Here is a 20,683-nt window from a genome sequence, read left to right as displayed (position 1 = left end):
GTCGATCAGCGCGGTTCACCGGAAAGCGGCGAACGGCGGCCCCCGCACAGGAGGGTGAACCTGTGCGGGGGCCGCCGGGGACACACCGGGACTGCTAGCCCAGCGACGTCATCACGTGCTTGATCCGGGTGTAGTCCTCGAAGCCGTACGCCGAGAGGTCCTTGCCGTAGCCGGACTTCTTGAAGCCGCCGTGCGGCATCTCCGCGACCAGCGGGATGTGGGTGTTGATCCACACGCAGCCGAAGTCCAGCTTCTTCGACATGCGCATCGCGCGGGCGTGGTCCTTGGTCCACACCGAGGAGGCCAGGGCGTACTCCACGCCGTTGGCGTGCTCGACGGCCTGGTCCTCGTCCGTGAAGGACTGGACGGTGATGACCGGGCCGAAGACCTCCTTCTGGATGATCTCGTCGTCCTGCTTGACGCCGGAGACCACGGTCGGCGCGAAGAAGTAGCCCTTGTCGCCGACCCGCTTGCCGCCGGCCTCCACGCGCGCGTGCGCGGGCAGCCGCTCGATGAAGCCCTCGACCTGCTTGAGCTGGTTGGGGTTGTTCAGCGGGCCGTAGAGCACGTCCTCGTCGTCCGGCTGCCCGGTCTTCGTCTCCTCGGCGGCCTTGGCCAGCGCGGCGACGAACTCGTCGTGGATCGACTCGTGGACGAGGACGCGGCAGGCAGCCGTACAGTCCTGGCCGGCGTTGAAGAAGCCCGCCACCGAGATGTCCTCGACGGCCTTGGCGATGTCGGTGTCCTCGAAGACGACGACCGGCGCCTTGCCGCCCAGCTCCAGGTGGACCCGCTTGAGGTCCTTGGACGCGGACTCGGCGACCGACATGCCGGCGCGCACGGAGCCGGTGATGGAGGCCATGGCCGGCGTCTCGTGCTCGACCATCAGGCGGCCGGTGTCGCGGTCGCCGCAGATGACGTTGAAGACGCCCTTGGGCAGCACCGAGCCGATGATCTCCGCGATCAGCACCGAGGAGGCGGGGGTGGTGTCGGAGGGCTTGAGGACGACCGTGTTGCCCGCGGCGAGCGCCGGGGCGAACTTCCATACGGCCATCATCATCGGGTAGTTCCACGGCGCGACCTGGGCGCAGACGCCGATCGGCTCGCGGCGGACGATGGAGGTCAGCCCCTCCATGTACTCGCCGGCCGAGCGGCCCTCCAGCATCCGCGCCGCACCGGCGAAGAAGCGGATCTGGTCGACCATCGGCGGGATCTCCTCGGAGCGGGTGAGCCCGATGGGCTTGCCCGTGTTCTCCACCTCGGCCGCGATCAGTTCCTCGGCCCGCTCCTCGAACGCGTCGGCGATCTTCAGCAGGGCCCGCTGGCGCTCGGCCGGCGTGGCGTCGCGCCAGGCCGGGAAGGCGCGGGCGGCGGCCTCCATGGCGGCGTCCACGTCCGCCGGTCCGGACAGCGGCGCGGTCGCGTACGCCTCGCCGGTCGCGGGGTTGACCACCTCGGTGGTCCGTCCGTCGGCGGCGTCCCGGAACTCACCGTCGATGTAGTTGCGCAGACGACGCAGCTCGGTGCTCACTGCCGGCCTCCTGATCTGGTTCGAGGGTTCGAGCGGTCCAGTCCGGACGGCCGGTGCGGCTGTCCGATCACTGAGACACCCCACCCTAGTCGGCACCCCCACGTTTTCAACACCCCCGGCGGCGCCACTTCTGCGAAATCCGCAAGCTTTGGTCGCGCAGACAACGAATTTCATCGATTGGGGCTTGCAAAACTGACGAGACCTCGTGCACAGTGAGCGCGTGGCCAGTCGAAGCGCAGACCAGAGGGACTCGTCCCGCGAGTCCAGGAACGGCACCCCGCAGTTGGATGCCGTCTCCCTCGCCATCATTCAGCAGCTCCAGGAGGACGGTCGCCGGCCGTACGCCGCGATCGGCAAGGCCGTCGGCCTGTCGGAGGCGGCCGTGCGCCAGCGCGTCCAGAAGCTGCTGGACCAGGGCGTGATGCAGATCGTCGCCGTCACGGACCCGCTCACCGTGGGCTTCCGCCGGCAGGCGATGGTGGGCATCCACGTCGAGGGCGATGTCGAGTCGATCGCTGACGTGCTGACTGACATGTCGGAAGTCGAGTACGTGGTGATGACCGCGGGCTCGTTCGACATCCTCGCCGAGATCGTCTGCGAGGACGACGACCACCTGCTGGACGTCATCAACAAACGCATCCGGGCACTGCCCGGCGTGCGCTCCACCGAAAGCTTCGTCTACATGAAGCTGAAGAAGCAGACCTACATGTGGGGAACCCGATAACCGTGACCCAGAAGGACCTCAGCCGCACCGCGTACGACCACCTGTGGATGCACTTCACCCGCATGTCCTCGTACGAGAACTCTCCCGTCCCGACGATCGTCCGGGGCGAGGGCACCTACGTCTACGACGACAAGGGCAAGCGCTACCTCGACGGTCTCGCGGGCCTGTTCGTGGTCCAGGCCGGGCACGGCCGCACGGAGCTCGCCGAGACCGCCTTCAAGCAGGCCCAGGAGCTGGCCTTCTTCCCGGTGTGGTCGTACGCCCACCCCAAGGCCGTCGAGCTCGCCGAGCGCCTCGCCCACCACGCCCCCGGCGACCTGAACAAGGTCTTCTTCACCACCGGCGGCGGCGAGGCGGTCGAGACCGCCTGGAAGCTGGCCAAGCAGTACTTCAAGCTGACCGGCAAGCCCACCAAGTACAAGGTCATCTCCCGCGCGGTCGCTTACCACGGCACCCCGCAGGGCGCCCTGTCCATCACCGGCCTGCCGGCCCTGAAGGCCCCCTTCGAGCCGCTGGTGCCGGGCGCGCACAAGGTGCCCAACACCAACATCTACCGCGCGCCGATCTTCGGCGACGACCCGGTGGCCTTCGGCCGCTGGGCCGCCGACCAGATCGAGCAGCAGATCCTGTTCGAGGGCCCGGAGACCGTCGCCGCGGTCTTCCTGGAGCCGGTGCAGAACGCCGGCGGCTGCTTCCCGCCGCCGCCCGGCTACTTCCAGCGCGTGCGCGAGATCTGCGACAAGTACGATGTGCTGCTCGTCTCCGACGAGGTCATCTGCGCCTTCGGCCGCCTGGGCACGATGTTCGCCTGCGACAAGTTCGGCTACGTCCCGGACATGATCACCTGCGCCAAGGGCATGACCTCGGGCTACTCCCCGATCGGCGCCTGCATCGTCTCCGACCGCCTGGCCGAGCCGTTCTACCAGGGTGACAACACCTTCCTGCACGGCTACACCTTCGGCGGCCACCCGGTCTCCGCGGCCGTGGGCCTCGCCAACCTCGACCTGTTCGAGCGCGAGAACCTCAACCAGCACGTGCTGGACAACGAGGGCAACTTCCTCCAGACGCTCCAGAAGCTGCACGACCTGCCGATCGTCGGCGACGTCCGCGGCAACGGCTTCTTCTACGGCATCGAGCTGGTGAAGGACAAGGCCACCAAGGAGTCCTTCAGCGACGAGGAGACCGAGCGCGTCCTGTACGGCTTCCTCTCCAAGGCGCTGTTCGACAACGGCCTGTACTGCCGTGCCGACGACCGCGGCGACCCGGTCATCCAGCTCGCCCCGCCGCTGATCTCCAACCAGGAGACGTTCGACGAGATCGAGCAGATCCTGCGCGCCACCCTCACGGAGGCGTGGACCAAGCTGTAATCAGCTGACGGTGTGACCGCGACCGGCCCCGGAGCCGCCCGTTCGAGTGAGAACGGCGGTCCGGGGCCGTGTGCTGTCCGGCCACCGTCCGGCGGCTGCCTAGCGTGCCAGTGACCGATCGGCCCTGCCTTCGTTCCCCCATATGGAGGAACGGGCACGGGAAAACGGATCAGGAACCGAGGTGTACGCCCATGGAGGCTCCGCCGGACAACGACGTGCTGTGGGCACGGTCCCTGCACTTCACGCACCCCGACGGCTCCCCCGGACTGTCCGGGGTCTCGCTCGGCGTCCGGGAGGGCGAGATCCTCGCCCTCAGCGGCCCCCGCGGCAGCGGCAAGACGACCCTGCTGCGCTGCCTGTCCGGGCTGGAGCCGGTGCGCGAGGGCGAGGTCTGGTTCAACAGCACGCCCGTGCACACCCTCGGCCCGGCGCAGCGCGAGCGGCTGCGCCGCGACCGGTTCTGCTGGATCGGCCCCGAGCCGGCCCTGGTCCCCGAGCTGAACGCCTGGGAGAACACCGCGCTCCCGCTGATGCTGCGCGGCACCAGCCGCCGCCGGGCCAAGACCACCGCGCTGGAGTGGCTGGAGCGCCTCGACGTCGGGGAGCTGGCCCGCAAGCGCCCGCACCGGCTGCGCCAGTCCGAACGCCAGCGGATCTCCATCGCCCGCGCGCTGGCCCCGGCACCGACCGTGCTGTTCGCCGACGAACCGAGCGCCCCGCTGCACCGCGCCGACCGCGGCCATGTGCTGCGCACCCTCACCAGCGCCGCCCGCTCGCACGGCATCACCGTGCTGCTGGCCACCCACGACCCGGAGACCGCGGCCTTCGCCGACCGCACGGTGAACCTGCTGGACGGCAGGCCGGTGCGGACCGTACACCTGCCGGAGGTCCCCGACGCGGAAGGCCGGGCCGCGTGCTCGATCTCCGTCTGACCCGCGCGGCCCGGCCCGCCGTCCAGCTGCGCCGCCTGCTGGTGGCGGCGGCCTCGGCGGGCACCGGGTTCCTGCTGCTGTCCTGCCTCGGCTACGCCCTGAAACACCCCGAGGCCGCGAGCTCGGGCGCACTGCGGCTGGGCTGGTGCGCGGTGCCGGTCGCCGCGACGGTGTACCTCGCGCTCGCCGTGGCCCGCACCGACCCCGGCACCCGCCCGCGCCCCGGACTGTCCGCGCTCGGCCTCGGACCGGCCCGTCTGATGGCCGTGTCCGCCCTGGTCACGGCCCTGTCCACCACCCTGGGCTCGCTTTTCGCGCTCTCCCTCTTCCTGCATCTGCGCGGCGATCTGACGGGACTGCCGTTCGACGGCGCGGCGGCGTCCTTCCTGGCCGCCGGCAAGCACCTGCCCCGCGCGGCGACCCTGACCCTGCTGGCGGTGGTGCCGGGGGTGACGACGATCGCGGTGGCGGTGGCGCTCCGCCCGCGGGACCCGCGGCAGCCGGCCCGGCCGCAGCGGAGGTATCTGCCGTTCGTACGACAGGCCGGTGCTCCGGACGCGGCCGGCCAGGCCACCGAGGCCGCACCGGCGGGCGCCGGGGGCACACCCGCCGGGGACGGCACCGCGCAGGCGCCGGGCGGCGTGATCGACCCCCGGTTCACGCCCCCGCCGGTCGCGAAGCCGGCCGACGACGACAAGGGGCCCGGCGACACCCCCGCCGGTCTCCCCTGGGCGGTCGCCCTCCTCGCCGCCGGACTCACCGCCCAGGCGTACGCGGGCCGCACGCCCCCCGCCCCCACCTTCACCACCTTCCCCGCCAGCACCGGCCTCTTCCTCCTCGGCTGGCTCCTCACCGCGCTCGGCCTGGTCTTCGCCGCCCCCGGCCTCACCCATCTGTGCGGCCGCCTCCTCCAGTGCGCCCGCCCCGGCGCGCTCCGCCTCCTCGCGGGCCGCGGCCTGATGGCGGAGGCCACCAGGATCGGCCGCCCCCTCGGCATCCTGTGCGCCGTCACCGCCGCCGGGTACGCCATGACCACCCTGTACCGCGCCCCCGCCCGCGCCCTCGGCCCGCTGAGCGCCCTCGGCGCGCTGGTCGTCGCCGGCTGCGCCTTCGCCACACTGCTGACCGTGGCCGTCGAGACGCGCCAGCACCGCGCCGAGACCACCACCGCCCTGCTGCGCCTCGGCGCCCCCACGGGGGTGCTGCGCGGCGCCGCCGCCCTGCGCGCGCTCGTCCTGCTGGCCTTCTTCACGCCGCTCACCCTGGCGATCGCCGCGCTGGCCGCGTTTCCGCTGACCCGCTGAGCACCCGGCCGGCCGCTCCACCGGGCCTCCCCGCGCCCCGGACGCAGGCCACTCCAAGGGGCGCGGGGAACTGCGCGATCAGCCGGCGAGCGGCCGTAGCCATCACTCGGGACGTATCCTCACGGCGCTCAGCCGAAGTTCGTGTTCTCCAGCCAGAACTCCAGCACCTCACGCTCACCCACGATGTCGAGACCCGGAGTCTCAAGCGGCAGCCGGCGGTAGAAGGCGAGCAGCACGGACGTGAGCGGCCCCCGCAACGCGACCGTCGCCTTCTCGTGACCGCGCCGCCAGCTCACGCCGTCCTCGCCCATCTCGACCAGCCACTCGGCGTTCAGCTCCGGCTCGGCGTCGGTGGCGTGCAGATGGATGCTGCGGCCGGGCACGCGCAACGCGGCGGCCCACTCCCGCGCGCCGCTGCGCTGCACCCACTCCACCAGCTCCAGCCACTCGTCCAGCGCGTCGGCGGCGATGTCCGCCGCGACCTCGTACGGCGCCCCGGTGGTAAGCGCCGCGTCGGCGCGGTGGACGGTGATCTCGTGGGTCATCCGGCGCGCCCAGAAGCCGCTGGTGGCGGCGCCGGTCCAGCTCCACACCCCGGCCTCGGGGCCCGCCTCGCGCAGCGCGCCGACGATCAGCTCTCCGGTGTCCGCCAGCCACGCGTCCAGCGCCGCCGCATCGCCCTGCTTCTCGGGGCCGCCGCCGAGCGGGACCCGGTCCGTCGGGATCCTCTCCTGCGCCCGCTCCCGCACCATCGTGCCGGACCAGCGCAGGGCGCCACCCATATGCCGTACGAGCTGTTCCAGCGACCACTCCGGGCAGGTCGGCACGGTGGCCGACAGATCCGCGCCGGAGGTGATCAGTTCCCTCAACTTCCCTACTTGGAAGGCGATTTCGTCACAGTAGCGGTCATGTGCGAGGTAGGTCATGGGCCCACCCTAGGCGGCCGGTGATCAGTCGAGCACGACGATTTCGGCCGCGTCGAACTCCGCGCCCACCGTGTCCCCCGGCTCCGGTGCGTCCCGCAGCGCGCACGCCGCCTCCAGGCGGGGGCCGGTCCCCGGCTGGAGGTGGACGGCGACATGGGTGCCCTTGAAGGTGCGGGCGGCGACCGTGCAGGTCAGCCCGGTGTCGGCAGGGACGAGCCGTACGCCGGCGGGCCGGACCAGCAGCGTCCGGGGACCCTGCGGGGCGTCCTCGGGCACCGGCAGCTTGCCCCAGGGGCTGTCGGCGACCGCGCCCGCGACCGTCGCCGGGACCACGTTCTCGAAGCCGAGGAAGCGGGCCACGAACGCGTCGGCGGGGCGCCGCCAGACGTCGAGTGGCGTGCCGGACTGGGCGACTCGGCCGTCCCGCATCACCACCACCCGGTCGGCCAGCGCGAACGCCTCGCCCTGGTCGTGGGTGACGGCGAGCACGGTCGTACCCAAGTTCCCGAAGAGTTCGCGGAGTTCGACCACGAGGCGTTCGCGCAGGGAGCGGTCGAGCTGGCCGAGGGGCTCGTCCAGCATCAGCAGCCGGGGCCGGGGAGCGAGCGCGCGGGCGAGGGCGACGCGCTGCTGCTCGCCGCCGGACAGCCCGGCCACCGCCCGGCGGCACGCGCCCGGCAGTCCGACCAGTTCCAGCAACTCGCCCACCCGTGCGTCCCGTTCGTCTTTCGGCACGCCGCGCACCCGCAGCCCGAACGCCACGTTGGCGCCCACGTCGCGCTGCGGAAAGAGCTGGTGGTCCTGGAACATCAGGCCGACCCCGCGCCGGTGCGCGGGCACCCCGCCCTGGTCCCGTCCGGCGAGCGCGATCCGTCCGGCGTCGAGGGGCTGGAGCCCGGCGACCGCGCGCAGCAGGGTGGACTTGCCGCTGCCGCTGGGCCCGAGGACGCAGACCACCTCGTGCTCGGCGACCTCCAGATCGACCGCGTCCAGCACGGGCCGCCCGCCGAAGCACACGGTCGCGCCCTCGATGCGCAGCATCAGAACTCCCCGGTCCGGTCCGTGCGCAGCCGCTCCAGGAGGAGCAGGGCGGCGGCGCACACCACCATCAGAATCGTCGAAAGGGCCATCGCCTGGCCGTAGTTGAGGTCGCCGGGACGGCTGAGCAGCCGGGCCACGGCGACCGGCAGGGTCGGGTTGTCGGGCCGCGCGATGAAGACGGTCGCGCCGAACTCGCCGAGCGAGACGGCGAACGCGAACCCGGCCGCGACCAGCAACGCCCGCCGCACCAGCGGCAGATCGATCTCCCGCCATACCCGCCAGGGCGAAGCCCCGAGCACCGCCGCCGCCTCCCGCAGCCGGGCGTCCACCGCGCGCAGCACCGGCAGCATGGTGCGCACCACGAAGGGGGCGCCGACCAGGGCCTGCGCGAGCGGCACCAGAATCCAGGACTGGCGCAGGTCCAGCGGCGGTTTGTCGAGGGCGATCAGGAAGCCGAAGCCGACGGTCACGGCGGACACGCCGAGCGGCAGCATCAGCAGCGCGTCGAAACCCCGTACCAGCCGGCCCGCGTCACGGCGGGCCAGCGCGGCGGCGGCGAGAGAGCCGATCAGCACGGCGATGGCGGTGGCGGCGACGGCGTACTGGAGCGAAGTCCACACCGCGTGCACCGGCGCCACCAGGAACGTGCCTCCGTCGGTGCGGGTCAGTGCCCGGTAGTAGCCGAAGCCGGGGGCGTCCAGGGAGCGGCGGACGAGGACGGCGAGCGGCAGCACCAGGAGCAGCGCGACGGTGGCGAGGACGCCCGCGAGCAGCGCCCGCTGTCCGGCGCCGCGCGGCCGGCGGGCGGTGATGTCGGGGTCGACCAGGCGCAGGGCGGTCTCCCGGCGTCGTACCGTCCAGGCGTGGACACCGAGGACGGCGCCGACGGCGGCGAACTGGACGAGGGTCAGGACGGCGGCCGTGCCCAGGTCGAAGATCTCGGAGGTCTGCCGGTAGATCTCCACTTCGAGGGTGGAGAAGGTGGGGCCGCCGAGGATCTGGACCACGCCGAAGGAGGTGAAGGTGAACAGGAAGACCATCAGCGCGGCGGCGGCCACGGCGGGCGCGAGGGCGGGCAGGGTCACCTTGCGCCACGCGGCGAACGGGGAGGCGCCGAGCATCCGCGCGGCTTCCTCCTGGCGCGGGTCGAGCTGCGCCCACAGCCCGCCCACGGTCCGTACGACGACGGCGTAGTTGAAGAAGACGTGCGCGAGCAGGATCGCCCACACGGTGGTGTCCAGCCGTACGCCCCAGAGCTGGTCGAGCAGCCCGCCGTGGCCGACGAGGGCGAGGAAGGCGCTGCCGGCGACGACGGTGGGCAGCACGAACGGGACGGTGACGACGGCCCGCAGCACTTGTTTGCCGGGGAAGTCGAGGCGGGCGAAGACGAACGCGGCGGGCAGCGCGAGCAGCAGGGTGAGCGCGGTGGAGGCGAGGGCCTGCCAGGTGGTGAACCACAGCACGTGCCGGATGTCCGGCCGGCCGACCACGTCCGCGATCAGCCCGAGGTGCCAGGCGCCGCCGGTCTTCAGGCCGCGCGCCACGATCGCGACGACGGGCCAGGCGAAGAACACGGCGAAGAACGCGACGGGCAGGGCCATCAGTCCCAGCCGCGCCGCGCTCCCGCGCCACCTCCGCCCGCGGGCGGTCACTTCAGTACGAGCGACGTCCACGCCTTGACCCACTGATCACGGTCGGCAGCGATCTTCTCGGGGGCCATGGTCTCGGGGTGCCGGGCCGGGGGACCGTACCTGGTGAAGTCGGCGGGCACGGCGGCCCCCGCGACAACCGGGTAGACGTACATGTTCAGCGGCATGTCCTGCTGGAACTCCCTGGAGACCAGGAAGTCGAGGAACGCCTTGGCACCCTTGGGGTTCCTCGCGTTGCTGAGCAGCCCGGCGAACTCGATCTGCCGGAAGCAGGTGCCGGTCGCCACGCCGGTCGGGGCGGTGGCGGGGCGCTTCTTGGCGTAGATCACCTCGGCGGGCGGAGAGGAGGCGTACGACACGACGAGCGGCCGGTCGCCGCCGGCCTTCCTGCCGCCCGAGGAGCCGGAGAACTCCTGGTCGTAGGCCTGCTCCCAGCCGTCGACGACCTTGACGCCGTTGGCCTTGAGCTTCTTCCAGTAGTCCTGCCAGCCGTCGTCGCCGAACCGCGCCGCGCTGCCGAGCAGGAAGCCGAGGCCGGGCGAGGCGGTGGCCGGGTTCTCGGTGACGAGGAGGTTCCTGTACTCGGGCTTGACGAGGTCGGCGTAGGACTGGGGCGGCGTCAGGTGGTGCTCGGTGAAGTACGCCTTGTCGTAGTTGACGCAGATGTCGCCGTAGTCGACGGGGGTGACGCGGTGCTTGCCGTCGAGCTGGTACCGGGCGCCGACCTTGTCCAGGCCCTTGGCGGTGTACGGCTGGAACAGGCCGTTGTCGAGGGCTCGGGAGAGCAGGGTGTTGTCGACGCCGAAGAGGACGTCGCCCTGGGGGTCGTCCTTGGTCAGGATGGCCTTGTTGACGGCCTGTCCGGCGTCGCCGTCCTTGAGGACGCGGACCCGGTACCCGGACCGCTTCTCGAAGTCCGCGAGGACACCCTTGGAAACGGCCCACGAGTCGTGGCTGACGAGGGTGACGGTCTTGTCGTCCGCGTTGCTCCGGCCCTGGGTCGAGCCGCACGCGGACAGCGCGAGCAGGCCGAGCCCGACCGCCGCGGCCAAGCAGGTCTTCTTGTGCACTTGGTTGTCCTCCTGGGGTTGGCCAGGAAGAACGCGGCCCTGCCCGGAAGACCCGGACAGGGCGCAACAGCTTGAGTAGTGACCGAACTTCCTACCCAGAATGACCTGGGCGAGGTTCAGAGGGTCTGCGGCCTGGTGCCGCACTCTCAGCGCTGTGGCGCTCCCCTGTCGGAATATGAAGATGTGGATACAGCAGCTTCTTCGGTACTTCAAAGATGAAGAAGTGATGGAACGGGCTCAGACTACCGCTCGGTGGCGGCGAGCTGACCACAGGCTCCGTCGATCTCCTGGCCACGGGTGTCCCGGATGGTCACCGGCACACCGTGCGCGGCGATCGCGTCCACGAACGCCTTCTCGTCCTCGGGCCGCGAGGCCGTCCACTTGGAGCCCGGAGTCGGGTTCAGCGGGATGAGGTTGACGTGCACGGGCCGGCCCTTGAGCAGCCGGCCGAGCCGGTCGCCGCGCCACGCCTGGTCGTTGATGTCGCGGATGAGCGCGTACTCGATCGACAGCCGGCGCCCGCTCTTTTCGGCGTACTCGAACCCGGCGTCCAGCACCTCGCGCACCTTCCACCGCGTGTTCACGGGGACGAGGGTGTCGCGCAGCTCGTCGTCGGGGGCGTGCAGGGAGATCGCCAGCCGGCACTTGAAGCCCTCGTCGGCGAACCGGTGGATGGCCGGCACCAGGCCCACGGTGGAGACGGTGATGCCGCGCTGGGACAGGCCGAGGCCGTCCGGGGCCGGGTCGGTGAGCGCGCGGATGGCGCCGACGACCCGGTTGTAGTTGGCGAGCGGCTCGCCCATGCCCATGAACACGATGTTGGACAGCCGCGCCGGGCCGCCCGGCACCTCGCCGTCGCGCAGCGCCCGCATGCCGTCCACGATCTGGTGGACGATCTCCGCGGTGGACAGATTGCGGTCCAGGCCCGCCTGCCCGGTCGCGCAGAACGGGCAGTTCATGCCGCAGCCCGCCTGCGAGCTGATGCACATGGTGACCCGGTCCGGGTAGCGCATCAGCACGGACTCCACGAGGGTGCCGTCGAACAGCTTCCACAGCGTCTTGCGGGTGGTGCCCTCGTCGGTCGACAGATGCCGGACGACCGTCATCAGCTCCGGGAACAGCGCCTCGCGCAGCTTCTGCCGGGAGCCGGCCGGGATGTCGGTCCACTGCTCGGGGTCGTGCGCGTACCGCGCGAAGTAGTGCTGCGAGAGCTGCTTGGCACGGAACGGCTTCTCACCGATCCCGGCCACCGCTTCCTTGCGCTCGGCGGGCGAGAGATCGGCGAGATGCCGCGGCGGCTTCTTGGCTCCGCGCGGCGCGACAAAGGTGAGTTCTCCGGGCTTGGGCATGGTGGTACCAGTGTCGCAGATCCAATCGGGTGATCCGCGGTCGCCGGTTGTGGCGCCCGTCGCGCGGGCCGGGTCGTTCGGGTCGGGGGCGGCCGGGGTGGGTGGGTCACATCGGGGTCGGTTTGATCATGGCGAAGGGGGCGCCCTGGGGGTCGGCGACCACGGTCATCCGGCCGGCCATCATGTCGAAGGGCGGGGCGAGGACCGTGCCGCCGCTTCTGACCAGGGCGTCCACGGTGGAGTCGACGTCGTCGACCGCGAAGTAGGCCAGCCAGTGGGCGGGGGTGCCGGGCGGGTCGCCGGCGAGCTGGGTGACGCCGCCGACCGGGCGGCCGCCGACCGTCAGCGCCCAGTAGGAGTCGGCGCCCTCCATGGGCTCGATCTCGATGCCGAACGCCTCGCCGTAGAAGGCGGTGGCGCCGGGTACGTCGCTGGTGTGCAGCTCGTTCCAGGTCAGCGCGCCGGCCTCGTTGACGACCCGGGCGCCGTGGAAGTCGCCGGCCTGCCAGACGCCGAAGACCGCGCCCTGCGGGTCGGCGGCGATCAGCATCCGGCCCAGGCTGCCCACGTCCATCGCCGGGACGAGCAGGGTGCCGCCCGCGGAGACGATCGCGTCCTGGGTGGCCTCGGCGTCGGTGGTGGCCAGGTAGCTGGTCCAGACGGTCGGTGGCGGTTCCGGCATGTCCTGCGGCTTCGGGCCGAGACCCGCCACGGGCTTGCCGTGCAGCTCGCAGACCGTGTACCCGCCGAACTCGGCCGGTCCCGGCTGACCCTGCCAGCCGAACAGGTCGCGGTAGAAGTCCAGCGCGGCCTGCTGGTCCGAGGCCATCAGGTCGACCCAGCAGGGGGTGCCGGTCGCGTACGGGGTGGTGACTTCGGGCATCTCTCGCTCTCCCTACCCGGGGACCAGGGGGCCGGGGATCCAGCGGCCACGCCACGGGGCGTTCTTTGTCACCATCGTGTGGCCAAACGTGATCGCCCGCCCGTCAGAGCGGCTGGTGGGCGGCCATGGTGCCCCTGGGGGCGGGCCCTGGGAGTCCGTACGGACCCCGAGGCCGGATGAGCGGACGGTCGTACGGCGACGGGCCCCGCCCTGTTCCCAGGGCGGGGCCCGTACGGCCGTGACGACGCGCGACAGGGGTTTCGTCAGGCGGAGCCGACGAAGACCACCAGTAGGAGCCAGACCACCGGTGCCGTCGGCAGCAGGGAGTCCAGGCGGTCCATGATGCCGCCGTGGCCCGGCAGCAGGGTGCCCATGTCCTTGATGCCCAGATCGCGCTTGATCATGGATTCGCCGAGGTCGCCCAGGGTGGCGCTGGCCGCGACGGCGAGGCCCAGCAGCAGGCCCTGCCACCAGTGGCCGCCGTCGATCAGGAACTGCATGCACAGCGCGCCCGCGACCATCGAGAACGACACCGCGCCGAACAGGCCCTCACGGGTCTTTCCGGGGCTGATCCGCGGAGCGAGCTTGTGCTTGCCGAAGCGCCAGCCGACGGCATAGGCGCCGGTGTCGCTGACGACGGTGAGCAGCAGGAAGGTCAGGACCCGCCAGGGACCGTCGTCCGCGGTCAGCATCAGGGCGACGAAGGTGGCCAGGAAGGGCACGTAGAACGCCGCGAAGACGGCGGCCGTGACGTCCTTGAGGTAGCCCTCCGGTGGTTCAGTCATCCGCCAGACCAGCACCGCGAGCGCGGTGAGGGCCATGGCGACCCACGCGCCCTCGGCGCCGCGCACATAGCCGGCGACCACCATCGCCGCACCGCCGACCGCGAGCGGCACGAGCGGCGCCTTGATCTCCTTGCGCTCCTGGAGCCTGCTGGTCAGCTCCCACAGGCCGACGACGACCGCGACCGCGATCACGCCGACGAACACGGCCTTGACGATGAACAGCGACGCGATGATCACCACGCCGAGTCCCACGCCGACGCCTATGGCCGCGCCGAGGTCGCGGCCCGCGCTTTTCTTCTGCGGCGCCGGCGTCGGCTGCGGGGCGTCGGGCATGGGCTCCGGATTCTGGCTCGGGCTCGGGGGCGGCTGGGGCGTCCCGTACGGGGGCTGCGGCTGTGCCCCGTAGGGCGGCTGCTGCCCCTGCTGCGGCTGGGGCGCGTACGGCTGCGGCGCCGGCGGCTCGTACGACGGCTGCGTCCCGGCCGGCGGCTGCGTCCCGTACGGGTCGTACGGCATCGCGTCCTCGGGCGGGTTCGGGGTGCCGTAGCCGGGCTGCCGCTCGTACGGCGGCTGCGTCCCGTAAGGGAGCTGGCCGCCGGACTGCGGTGGTGACCCGTACTGCGGCTGGGGCTCGTCCCGGAACAAGGGGCCGCTCAGCCGAGCAGCCCGCCGGGTGTCGTCCTGGTCTCCGCCATACACGGGTACGTCGGGCACGATGGGCATGGGGCGCGTCTGCTGCGCCTCGGGCGCATCGTAGGCGGGACCCGCCGGGGCGGCCTCGCCCTGGACGGGCCCACCCTCGATGGGCCCCCAGTAGCCGGTCCGCCCCGCCGGTGGCGGCGCCCCCCAGGAAGAGTCGCTCATCAGACTTCGAGCAGCTCCGCTTCCTTGTGCTTGAGGAGCTCGTCCACCTGGGCGACGTACTTCGCCGTCAGGTCGTCCAGCTCCTTCTCCGCACGGCGGCCCTCGTCCTCGCCGATCTCGCCATCCTTGATCATCTTGTCGATGGTGTCCTTGGCCTTGCGGCGCACGGAACGGATGGAGACCTTGGCGTCCTCGGCCTTGCCCTTGGCGACCTTGATGTAGTCGCGGCGGCGCTCCTCGGTCAGCTCGGGGAACACCACCCGGATGATGTTGCCGTCATTGCTGGGGTTGACGCCCAGGTCGGAGTCGCGGATCGCCTGCTCGATGTTGCGCAGCGCGCTCTTGTCGAACGGTGTGACGACCGCCATCCGCGGCTCCGGCACGGAGAACGAGGCCAGCTGGTTGATCGGCGTCAGGGCGCCGTAGTAGTCGGCCACGATCTTGTTGAACATCGCCGGGTGCGCACGGCCGGTGCGGATCGCGGCGAAGTCCTCCTTGGCGACCACGACGGCCTTCTCCATCTTCTCCTCGGCTTCGAGGAGGGTCTCTTCGATCACCACTTGCTCCTGCGTGTCTTGAGTAAGGCCCGGCTGCGGTCCCTCGGTGGTCCGGCGGCCGGCTGCGTCGCGTCTTCTTCCTGCACGGTTCCCGACCGGCAGGACATTGTCCATCCCCCGGCCGAGGCGCGTGACGTCCGTCCCTCGGACAGGTGTCGTACCCCCTGGGGGCGACGGGGGCGGCCGGTCAGTTCCGGCTGCCGTGGTCACCCACCAGCGTGCCGATCTTCTCACCCTTGACGGCACGGGCGATATTGCCCTCGGCGAGAAGCTCGAAGACGAGGATCGGGAGCTTGTTGTCGCGGCACAGCGTGATCGCGGTGGCGTCGGCGACCTTCAGGTCCCTGGTGATGACCTCGCCGTAGCCGAGAGCGTCGAACTTGACGGCGTCGGGGTTGGTCTTGGGGTCGGAGTCGTAGACCCCGTCCACACCGTTCTTGCCCATGAGCAGCGCCTCGGCGTCGATCTCCAGGGCGCGCTGGGCGGCGGTGGTGTCGGTGGAGAAGTAGGGCATGCCCATACCGGCGCCGAAGATGACCACGCGGCCCTTCTCCAGGTGGCGCACGGCGCGCAGCGGGATGTACGGCTCGGCGACCTGGCCCATGGTGATGGCGGTCTGCACCCGGCTGTCGATGCCCTCCTTCTCCAGGAAGTCCTGGAGGGCGAGGCAGTTCATCACGGTGCCGAGCATGCCCATGTAGTCGGAGCGGGCGCGGTCCATGCCGCGCTGCTGGAGTTCGGCGCCGCGGAAGAAGTTGCCGCCGCCGATGACGACCGCGACCTGCGCGCCGTCCCGTACGACGGCCGCGATCTCGCGGGCGATCTTGTGCACCACGTCCGGGTCGACGCCCAGGCCGCCGCCTCCGGAGAACGCCTCTCCGGACAGCTTCAGCAGAAACCGGCCGCGTACTTTGCCGTCGTCGCTTTTCTGGGCCTTGTCGGTCATGGGAGATCCCGCCTCTTTCACGTGTTGCACATACGAAGAAGGCCATTGCCGGTGGGGTCGCTTTTCGCTCCCATACGCGGCAATGGCCTCCTCGTCAGATCTGCTGCCGTCCGCCCCACACTCGCGTGTGGCGGTGGTCGCGGACGACTGCTGTCGACCCTATCGGGATTCCTCCGCGGGTCGCGCGTCGATCGCGGTACGGACTCAGATGCCGACCTTGATGCGCGTGAAGCGCTTCAGGGTGACACCGGCCTCGTCCAGCACCTTCTGGACCGACTTCTTGTTGTCCAGCGCGTACGGCTGGCCCAGCAGGGTGGCGTCCTTGAAGAAGCCGTTGACGCGACCCTCGACGATCTTGGCGATCGCGGCCTCGGGCTTGCCCTCGGCGCGGGTCGTCTCCTCGGCGATGCGGCGCTCGGACTCGACGACCTCGGCCGGGACGTCCTCCTTGGCCAGGTACTTCGGCGCGAACGCGGCGATGTGCTGGGCGATGCCCTTGGCGACCTCGGCGTTCGGCTTGTCCAGCTCGACCAGGACACCGATCTGCGGGGGCAGGTCGGGCATGGTGCGGTGCATGTAGGCGGTGACGTAACCGTCGGAGAACTGCGCGAAGCGGTCCAGGACGATCTTCTCGCCGAGGTTGGCGTTGGCCTCGTCCACGAACGCCTGGACGGTCTTGCCGGGCTCGATCTCGGAGGCGAGCAGGGCCTCGATGTCGGCCGGGGAGGTCTTGGCGACGTGCTCGGCGATGGTCTTGGCCACGGCCTGGAACTTGTCACCCTTGGCGACGAAGTCCGTCTCGCACTTCAGCTCGACCAGGACGCCGGAGGAGTTGTCGTCGGCGATGATGGAGACCACGGCGCCGTTCTCGGCGGAGCGGCCCTCGCGCTTGGCGACGCCCTTCTGGCCCTTGATGCGCAGCGCCTCGACGGCCTTGTCGACGTTGCCCTCGGCCTCGTCCAGCGCCTTCTTGCAGTCCATCATGCCGGCGCCCGTGAGCTCACGGAGCTTCTTGACGTCGGCGGCGGTGTAGTTCGCCATGAGTCAGTGAGTCTTTCTCGAAGTCTGGGAGATCTTCAGATCCGCACGGTTGGCGATCCACATGTAGACGCGGAGCGCGTACGTCGTACCGACCTATGGGTGAACAGCGGGGGCGGAGTCGATGTCGCCGCCCCCACTGTCAAACGCTGACGCGGCGGATCAGGCCTGCTCGCCCTCGGCGGCCTTCTCCTCGGCCGGAGCGGCCTCGGCGGCGGGAGCCTCGGTGGCGGGAGCCTCGGTGGTCTCCGTGGCCTCGGCGGCGGGGGCCTCGGCGGCCGGAGCCTCGTCCTTCTTCTCACCCTCGAGCAGGTCGCGCTCCCACTCGGCGAGCGGCTCGCCGGCGGCCTTCTCGCCCTTGTCACCGGTGGCGACGCGCGAGCGGGAGATGAGGCCCTCGGCGACGGCGTCGGCGATCACGCGGGTGAGCAGGGTGACGGAGCGGATCGCGTCGTCGTTGCCCGGAATCTTGTAGTCGACCTCGTCGGGGTCGCAGTTGGTGTCGAGGATCGCGACGACCGGGATGTTCAGCTTCCGGGCCTCACCAACGGCGATGTGCTCCTTCTTGGTGTCCACGATCCAGACGGCGCTGGGCACCTTCTGCATCTCGCGGATACCGCCGAGGGTCTTCTCCAGCTTGGCCTTCTCGCGGGAGAGGACCAGCAGCTCCTTCTTGGTCAGACCGGAGGCCGCGACGTCCTCGAAGTCGATCTGCTCGAGCTCCTTGAGGCGCTGCAGACGCTTGTAGACGGTCGAGAAGTTGGTGAGCATGCCGCCCAGCCAGCGCTGGTTGACGAAGGGCATGCCGACGCGGGTGGCCTGCTCGGCGATGGCCTCCTGCGCCTGCTTCTTCGTGCCGACGAACATGACCGTGCCGCCGTGGGCGACGGTCTCCTTGACGAACTCGTAGGCGCGGTCGATGTACGACAGCGACTGGAGCAGGTCGATGATGTAGATGCCGTTGCGCTCGGTGAAGATGAAGCGCTTCATCTTCGGGTTCCAGCGACGGGTCTGGTGACCGAAGTGGACGCCGCTCTCCAGCAGCTCCCGCATCGTGACGACGGCCATGGCCGTATCTCCTTGAGTTTCTCGGTTGTGCCGCGTCCGCCGGACGGCGGTCGCGCCTGACGCCCGCGTGCGCCGTGCCGCGAAGGACCGAGAGGCGCTTGGCAGGAACCGTTTCCGGATGCCGTACCGGGGCGTGCGAAGTCGACCCGGTGACCCGGATCGCCAGAAGAAGTGTACGGGACCGCCGGGCCACCGGGTGACGCGGTTGTCCACAACCGGGGAGTGATCCACAGGTGGGAGGGCCCCCGCGGTGGGGTGCGGGACGGTGGGGGCATGCGACGACTTGTGTGGTACGGGATGGGGACGCTGGTTCTGGTGACGGCGCTGGCGCTGATCCTGTGCGGGCGCCGGGCCTGGGCGCGGCCGCCGTCAGCGCCTCCGGTGGGGGCTTCGGCCGCGGTGCCGGCGATCGCGCGGGGCTGGCCGGTGGGAGCATGGCCCGTGGTCCTGCGCGGCTGGCAGCCGCCGGCCACGCCGTACGGCCCCGGCCACCGCGGCGTGGACCTGGCGGCCGGTCCCGGAAGCCCGGTACGGGCGGTGGCGGCGGGCCGGGTGGCCTTCGCGGGCCGGGTCGCGGGGCGCGGAGTGGTGACGGTGGAGCTGAGGGGGACCGATCTGCGGACGACGTACGAGCCGGTGCGCCCTTCGGTGCGGGAGGGGGCGGAGGTGGGGGCGGGGGATGTGGTCGGGGTGGTGGAGGCGGCGGGATCGCACTGCGGTGCGCCGGCCTGCGTCCACTGGGGTCTGCTGCGGGGCGGGACCTATCTGAACCCGTTGGCCCTGCTCCCGCCGTGGCTGCTGGACCGGGGGCCGTCGAGACTGCTGCCGGTACTCACCGGCTGAGGCCGCCCGGCCGGGTTCAGCCCCGCACACCCCGCAGCGCCATCCTGACCGCCGCGTCGGTCACCGCCGCCGGGTCCTCGGCGCCGAGCTCGATCCGCCGTACCGCCGCGTCCACGACGCCCTGGAGCAGCATCGCCGCCAGCCGCGGCTGCTCCTGCCCCAGCTCGCCCAGCGCCTCGACGATCATCGCGACCAGCTCGCCGTGCGCCGCCCTGATCTTCTCCCGCGCCCCGGCGTCCAGCTCGCTCGCGGAGATCGCCACGACCGCCCGGTGCCGGCGGTCCCCGACGAGGGCCAGCTGCCGGCGGACGTACGCCTCGACCTTCCCCTCGGGCGAGTCCGCGTGCTCCATGGCCGCGGCCACCTCGGCCGCCCACAGCGGGAAGTCGGCCTCGCACAGCTCCTCGACCACGGCCGCCCGCGAGCGGAAGTACTCGTACACGGAGGACCGCGCGAGGCCCGTGCGCTCGGCCAGCGCGGGGAAGGTCAGCGCCTCCGTCCCGCCCTCGGACAGCAGGGCACGAGCCGCGTCCAGCAGGGCGGCTCGCTGCATCGACCGGTGCTCGGCCACGGAGGCCGCTCGAATCCTTGGCACGTCGACCACTTTAGGACGCGCCCGCGTCCGGCGGCGTCCGCTCAGCGCCCGAAGCTCGCCAGCTTGGCCCGCAGCTGGAGCACCGATTTGGTGTGGATCTGGCTGACCCGGCTCTCGGTGACCCCGAGCACATTGCCGATCTCGGCGAGGGTGAGGCCCTCGTAGTAGTAGAGGGTGACGACCGTCTTCTCCCGCTCGGGCAGCGTGTTGATGGCGCGCGCGAGAAACCTGCGCAGCTCCCGGTCCTCGGCCACCTCCACGGGGTTGTCCGCGGCGGTGTCCTCCAGCGTGTCCATGAGGCTGAGCCGGCCCCCGCCCTCGCCACCGACGTGCAGCAGCTCCTCCAGGGCCACCACGTTGGCGAGCGACAACTGGCTGAAAATGGCATGCAGTTCCTCCACCTCCATGCCCAGCTCCGCGGCCACCTCGCTCTCACTCGGGGTGCGCCGCAGCCGGGCCTCCAGGGTGGCGTAGGCACGCTCGACATTGCGTGCCTTCTGCCGCACCGAGCGCGGGATCCAGTCCAGCGCCCGCAGCTCGTCGATCATGGCGCCGCGGATCCGGGTGATCGCGTACGTCTCGAACTTGATCTCCCGGTCGATGTCGAACTTCTCGATCGCGTCGATCAGCCCGAACACCCCGGAGGAGACGAAGTCGGCCTGCTCCACATTGGGCGGCAGGCCGACGCTCACCCGGCCCGCCACGTATTTCACGAGCGGCGAGTAGTGCAGGATCAGCTGCTCCCGCAGCCGTTCGTCCCCCGTCGCCTTGTACGACCGCCACAGCTCGTCGAGCGTCGAGGGAGCGGGCGGCCGCACGCTGCCACCGTCGCGGGAGGCTGGGGGGATCGCCGCCCGGTCGGACCCGGAGGTGTGCTGGGGCATTCGTCGCCTTGTGCCGTTCTGCCGTGAAGTGCCGTCAAGTGCCGTGACTGTGAGTGCGGTGCTGGGAGGTGGTGGGTGGTGGTGGGCCGAAAGGGGCCGCCTGGGCGAGGTGTCGGTCTGATGTCGGGTTGGCGTGGTCTGTGCGGACGTCTTCGTGAGCGTAGCGTGACTGAGGAGTCGCGGTGTGCGAACGACGAGGCACCACCCGTGCGCGGGTCCCGGAGGCCCCTTCGGCATCACCTTCCGCAGCTCGCTCTGTGTGATGGCCGATGGGCGCCAACTCCGGGAAACTCCAAGGGCGTCGGCTGTTCCCCCGGACGGCCGAAC

The 20,683-nt window shown here is 71.1% G+C and carries 19 protein-coding genes; 5 read left to right on the top strand and 14 right to left on the bottom strand.

Annotated features, from left to right (window positions below; genetic code table 11):
* Window positions 1–94: 94 nt before the first annotated feature.
* Window positions 95–1,531, bottom strand: coding sequence for a gamma-aminobutyraldehyde dehydrogenase (locus ACZ7EC_RS28925; RefSeq protein ID WP_471067134.1), 1,437 nt, complete (start codon window positions 1,529–1,531; stop codon window positions 95–97).
* 205 nt (window positions 1,532–1,736) lie between these two features.
* Here ACZ7EC_RS28925 and ACZ7EC_RS28920 point away from each other — a divergent pair, with 205 nt between their 5' ends.
* From ACZ7EC_RS28920 to ACZ7EC_RS28905, 4 genes are all read left to right on the top strand, one after another.
* The gene (locus tag ACZ7EC_RS28920) at window positions 1,737–2,255 is read left to right on the top strand and encodes an Lrp/AsnC family transcriptional regulator (RefSeq protein WP_145485556.1); all 519 of its coding nucleotides are present in this window, start codon (window positions 1,737–1,739) and stop codon (window positions 2,253–2,255) included.
* On the top strand, window positions 2,240–3,622 hold the full coding sequence (locus ACZ7EC_RS28915; protein ID WP_471067132.1) for an aspartate aminotransferase family protein: 1,383 nt from the start codon (window positions 2,240–2,242) through the stop codon (window positions 3,620–3,622). Before ACZ7EC_RS28920 ends, ACZ7EC_RS28915 begins: the two co-directional genes overlap by 16 nt.
* A gap of 191 nt (window positions 3,623–3,813) precedes the next feature.
* Window positions 3,814–4,554, top strand: coding sequence for an ABC transporter ATP-binding protein (locus ACZ7EC_RS28910; RefSeq protein ID WP_471067130.1), 741 nt, complete (start codon window positions 3,814–3,816; stop codon window positions 4,552–4,554).
* The gene (locus tag ACZ7EC_RS28905; RefSeq protein ID WP_471067129.1) at window positions 4,536–5,858 is read left to right on the top strand and encodes a hypothetical protein; all 1,323 of its coding nucleotides are present in this window, start codon (window positions 4,536–4,538) and stop codon (window positions 5,856–5,858) included. The genes ACZ7EC_RS28910 and ACZ7EC_RS28905 overlap by 19 nt, the downstream gene beginning before the upstream one ends.
* Window positions 5,859–5,986: 128 nt before the next feature.
* On the opposite strand, the gene ACZ7EC_RS28900 is transcribed toward ACZ7EC_RS28905, so the two are convergent.
* The 11 genes from ACZ7EC_RS28900 to rpsB all read right to left on the bottom strand — a co-directional run bounded on the left by ACZ7EC_RS28900 (window position 5,987) and on the right by rpsB (window position 18,034).
* The gene (locus tag ACZ7EC_RS28900; RefSeq protein ID WP_471067127.1) at window positions 5,987–6,784 is read right to left on the bottom strand and encodes a maleylpyruvate isomerase family mycothiol-dependent enzyme; all 798 of its coding nucleotides are present in this window, start codon (window positions 6,782–6,784) and stop codon (window positions 5,987–5,989) included.
* Between the two features lie 24 nt (window positions 6,785–6,808).
* A complete protein-coding gene (locus ACZ7EC_RS28895) occupies window positions 6,809–7,825 on the bottom strand; it encodes an ABC transporter ATP-binding protein (protein ID WP_471067125.1) in 1,017 nt (338 codons plus the stop codon).
* Window positions 7,825–9,426: an ABC transporter permease gene (locus tag ACZ7EC_RS28890; RefSeq protein ID WP_471067123.1), complete on the bottom strand. Its 1,602-nt coding sequence runs from the start codon at window positions 9,424–9,426 to the stop codon at window positions 7,825–7,827. Before ACZ7EC_RS28890 ends, ACZ7EC_RS28895 begins: the two co-directional genes overlap by 1 nt.
* A gap of 47 nt (window positions 9,427–9,473) precedes the next feature.
* Window positions 9,474–10,544, bottom strand: a complete 1,071-nt coding sequence (locus ACZ7EC_RS28885; RefSeq protein ID WP_471067121.1) for a thiamine ABC transporter substrate-binding protein — start codon at window positions 10,542–10,544, stop codon at window positions 9,474–9,476.
* Between the two features lie 242 nt (window positions 10,545–10,786).
* Window positions 10,787–11,893, bottom strand: a complete 1,107-nt coding sequence (gene rlmN, locus ACZ7EC_RS28880) for a dual-specificity RNA methyltransferase RlmN (protein ID WP_397983780.1) — start codon at window positions 11,891–11,893, stop codon at window positions 10,787–10,789.
* A gap of 106 nt (window positions 11,894–11,999) precedes the next feature.
* Window positions 12,000–12,776 carry a VOC family protein gene (locus tag ACZ7EC_RS28875; RefSeq protein WP_471067118.1) on the bottom strand — a complete coding sequence of 259 codons (777 nt, stop codon included), beginning with the start codon at window positions 12,774–12,776 and terminating at the stop codon, window positions 12,000–12,002.
* A 263-nt stretch (window positions 12,777–13,039) separates the two neighbouring features.
* Window positions 13,040–14,284: a phosphatidate cytidylyltransferase gene (locus ACZ7EC_RS28870; RefSeq protein ID WP_471067256.1), complete on the bottom strand. Its 1,245-nt coding sequence runs from the start codon at window positions 14,282–14,284 to the stop codon at window positions 13,040–13,042.
* Between the two features lie 140 nt (window positions 14,285–14,424).
* The gene (gene frr, locus ACZ7EC_RS28865; protein WP_471067116.1) at window positions 14,425–14,982 is read right to left on the bottom strand and encodes a ribosome recycling factor; all 558 of its coding nucleotides are present in this window, start codon (window positions 14,980–14,982) and stop codon (window positions 14,425–14,427) included.
* Window positions 14,983–15,169: 187 nt separating this feature from the next.
* A complete protein-coding gene (gene pyrH, locus ACZ7EC_RS28860) occupies window positions 15,170–15,928 on the bottom strand; it encodes a UMP kinase (protein WP_046421052.1) in 759 nt (252 codons plus the stop codon).
* A 204-nt stretch (window positions 15,929–16,132) separates the two neighbouring features.
* Window positions 16,133–16,969 carry a translation elongation factor Ts gene (gene tsf, locus ACZ7EC_RS28855; protein WP_397983783.1) on the bottom strand — a complete coding sequence of 279 codons (837 nt, stop codon included), beginning with the start codon at window positions 16,967–16,969 and terminating at the stop codon, window positions 16,133–16,135.
* A 159-nt stretch (window positions 16,970–17,128) separates the two neighbouring features.
* On the bottom strand, window positions 17,129–18,034 hold the full coding sequence (gene rpsB, locus ACZ7EC_RS28850; protein ID WP_471067114.1) for a 30S ribosomal protein S2: 906 nt from the start codon (window positions 18,032–18,034) through the stop codon (window positions 17,129–17,131).
* 273 nt (window positions 18,035–18,307) lie between these two features.
* Between rpsB and ACZ7EC_RS28845 the strand changes: the two genes are divergently transcribed.
* On the top strand, window positions 18,308–18,877 hold the full coding sequence (locus ACZ7EC_RS28845) for a peptidoglycan DD-metalloendopeptidase family protein (RefSeq protein ID WP_471067113.1): 570 nt from the start codon (window positions 18,308–18,310) through the stop codon (window positions 18,875–18,877).
* Between the two features lie 16 nt (window positions 18,878–18,893).
* On the opposite strand, the gene ACZ7EC_RS28840 is transcribed toward ACZ7EC_RS28845, so the two are convergent.
* Both ACZ7EC_RS28840 and whiG read right to left on the bottom strand, forming a co-directional pair.
* Entirely contained in the window at window positions 18,894–19,448 is a 555-nt protein-coding gene (locus ACZ7EC_RS28840; protein ID WP_471067255.1) for a TetR/AcrR family transcriptional regulator, read from the bottom strand.
* A gap of 65 nt (window positions 19,449–19,513) precedes the next feature.
* Window positions 19,514–20,356: an RNA polymerase sigma factor WhiG gene (whiG, locus tag ACZ7EC_RS28835; protein ID WP_471067111.1), complete on the bottom strand. Its 843-nt coding sequence runs from the start codon at window positions 20,354–20,356 to the stop codon at window positions 19,514–19,516.
* Window positions 20,357–20,683 lie beyond the last annotated feature (327 nt).

This window comes from Streptomyces sp. NPDC037203, from assembly GCF_055605065.1.
This window is presented reverse-complemented; position numbering and strand designations above follow the sequence as displayed.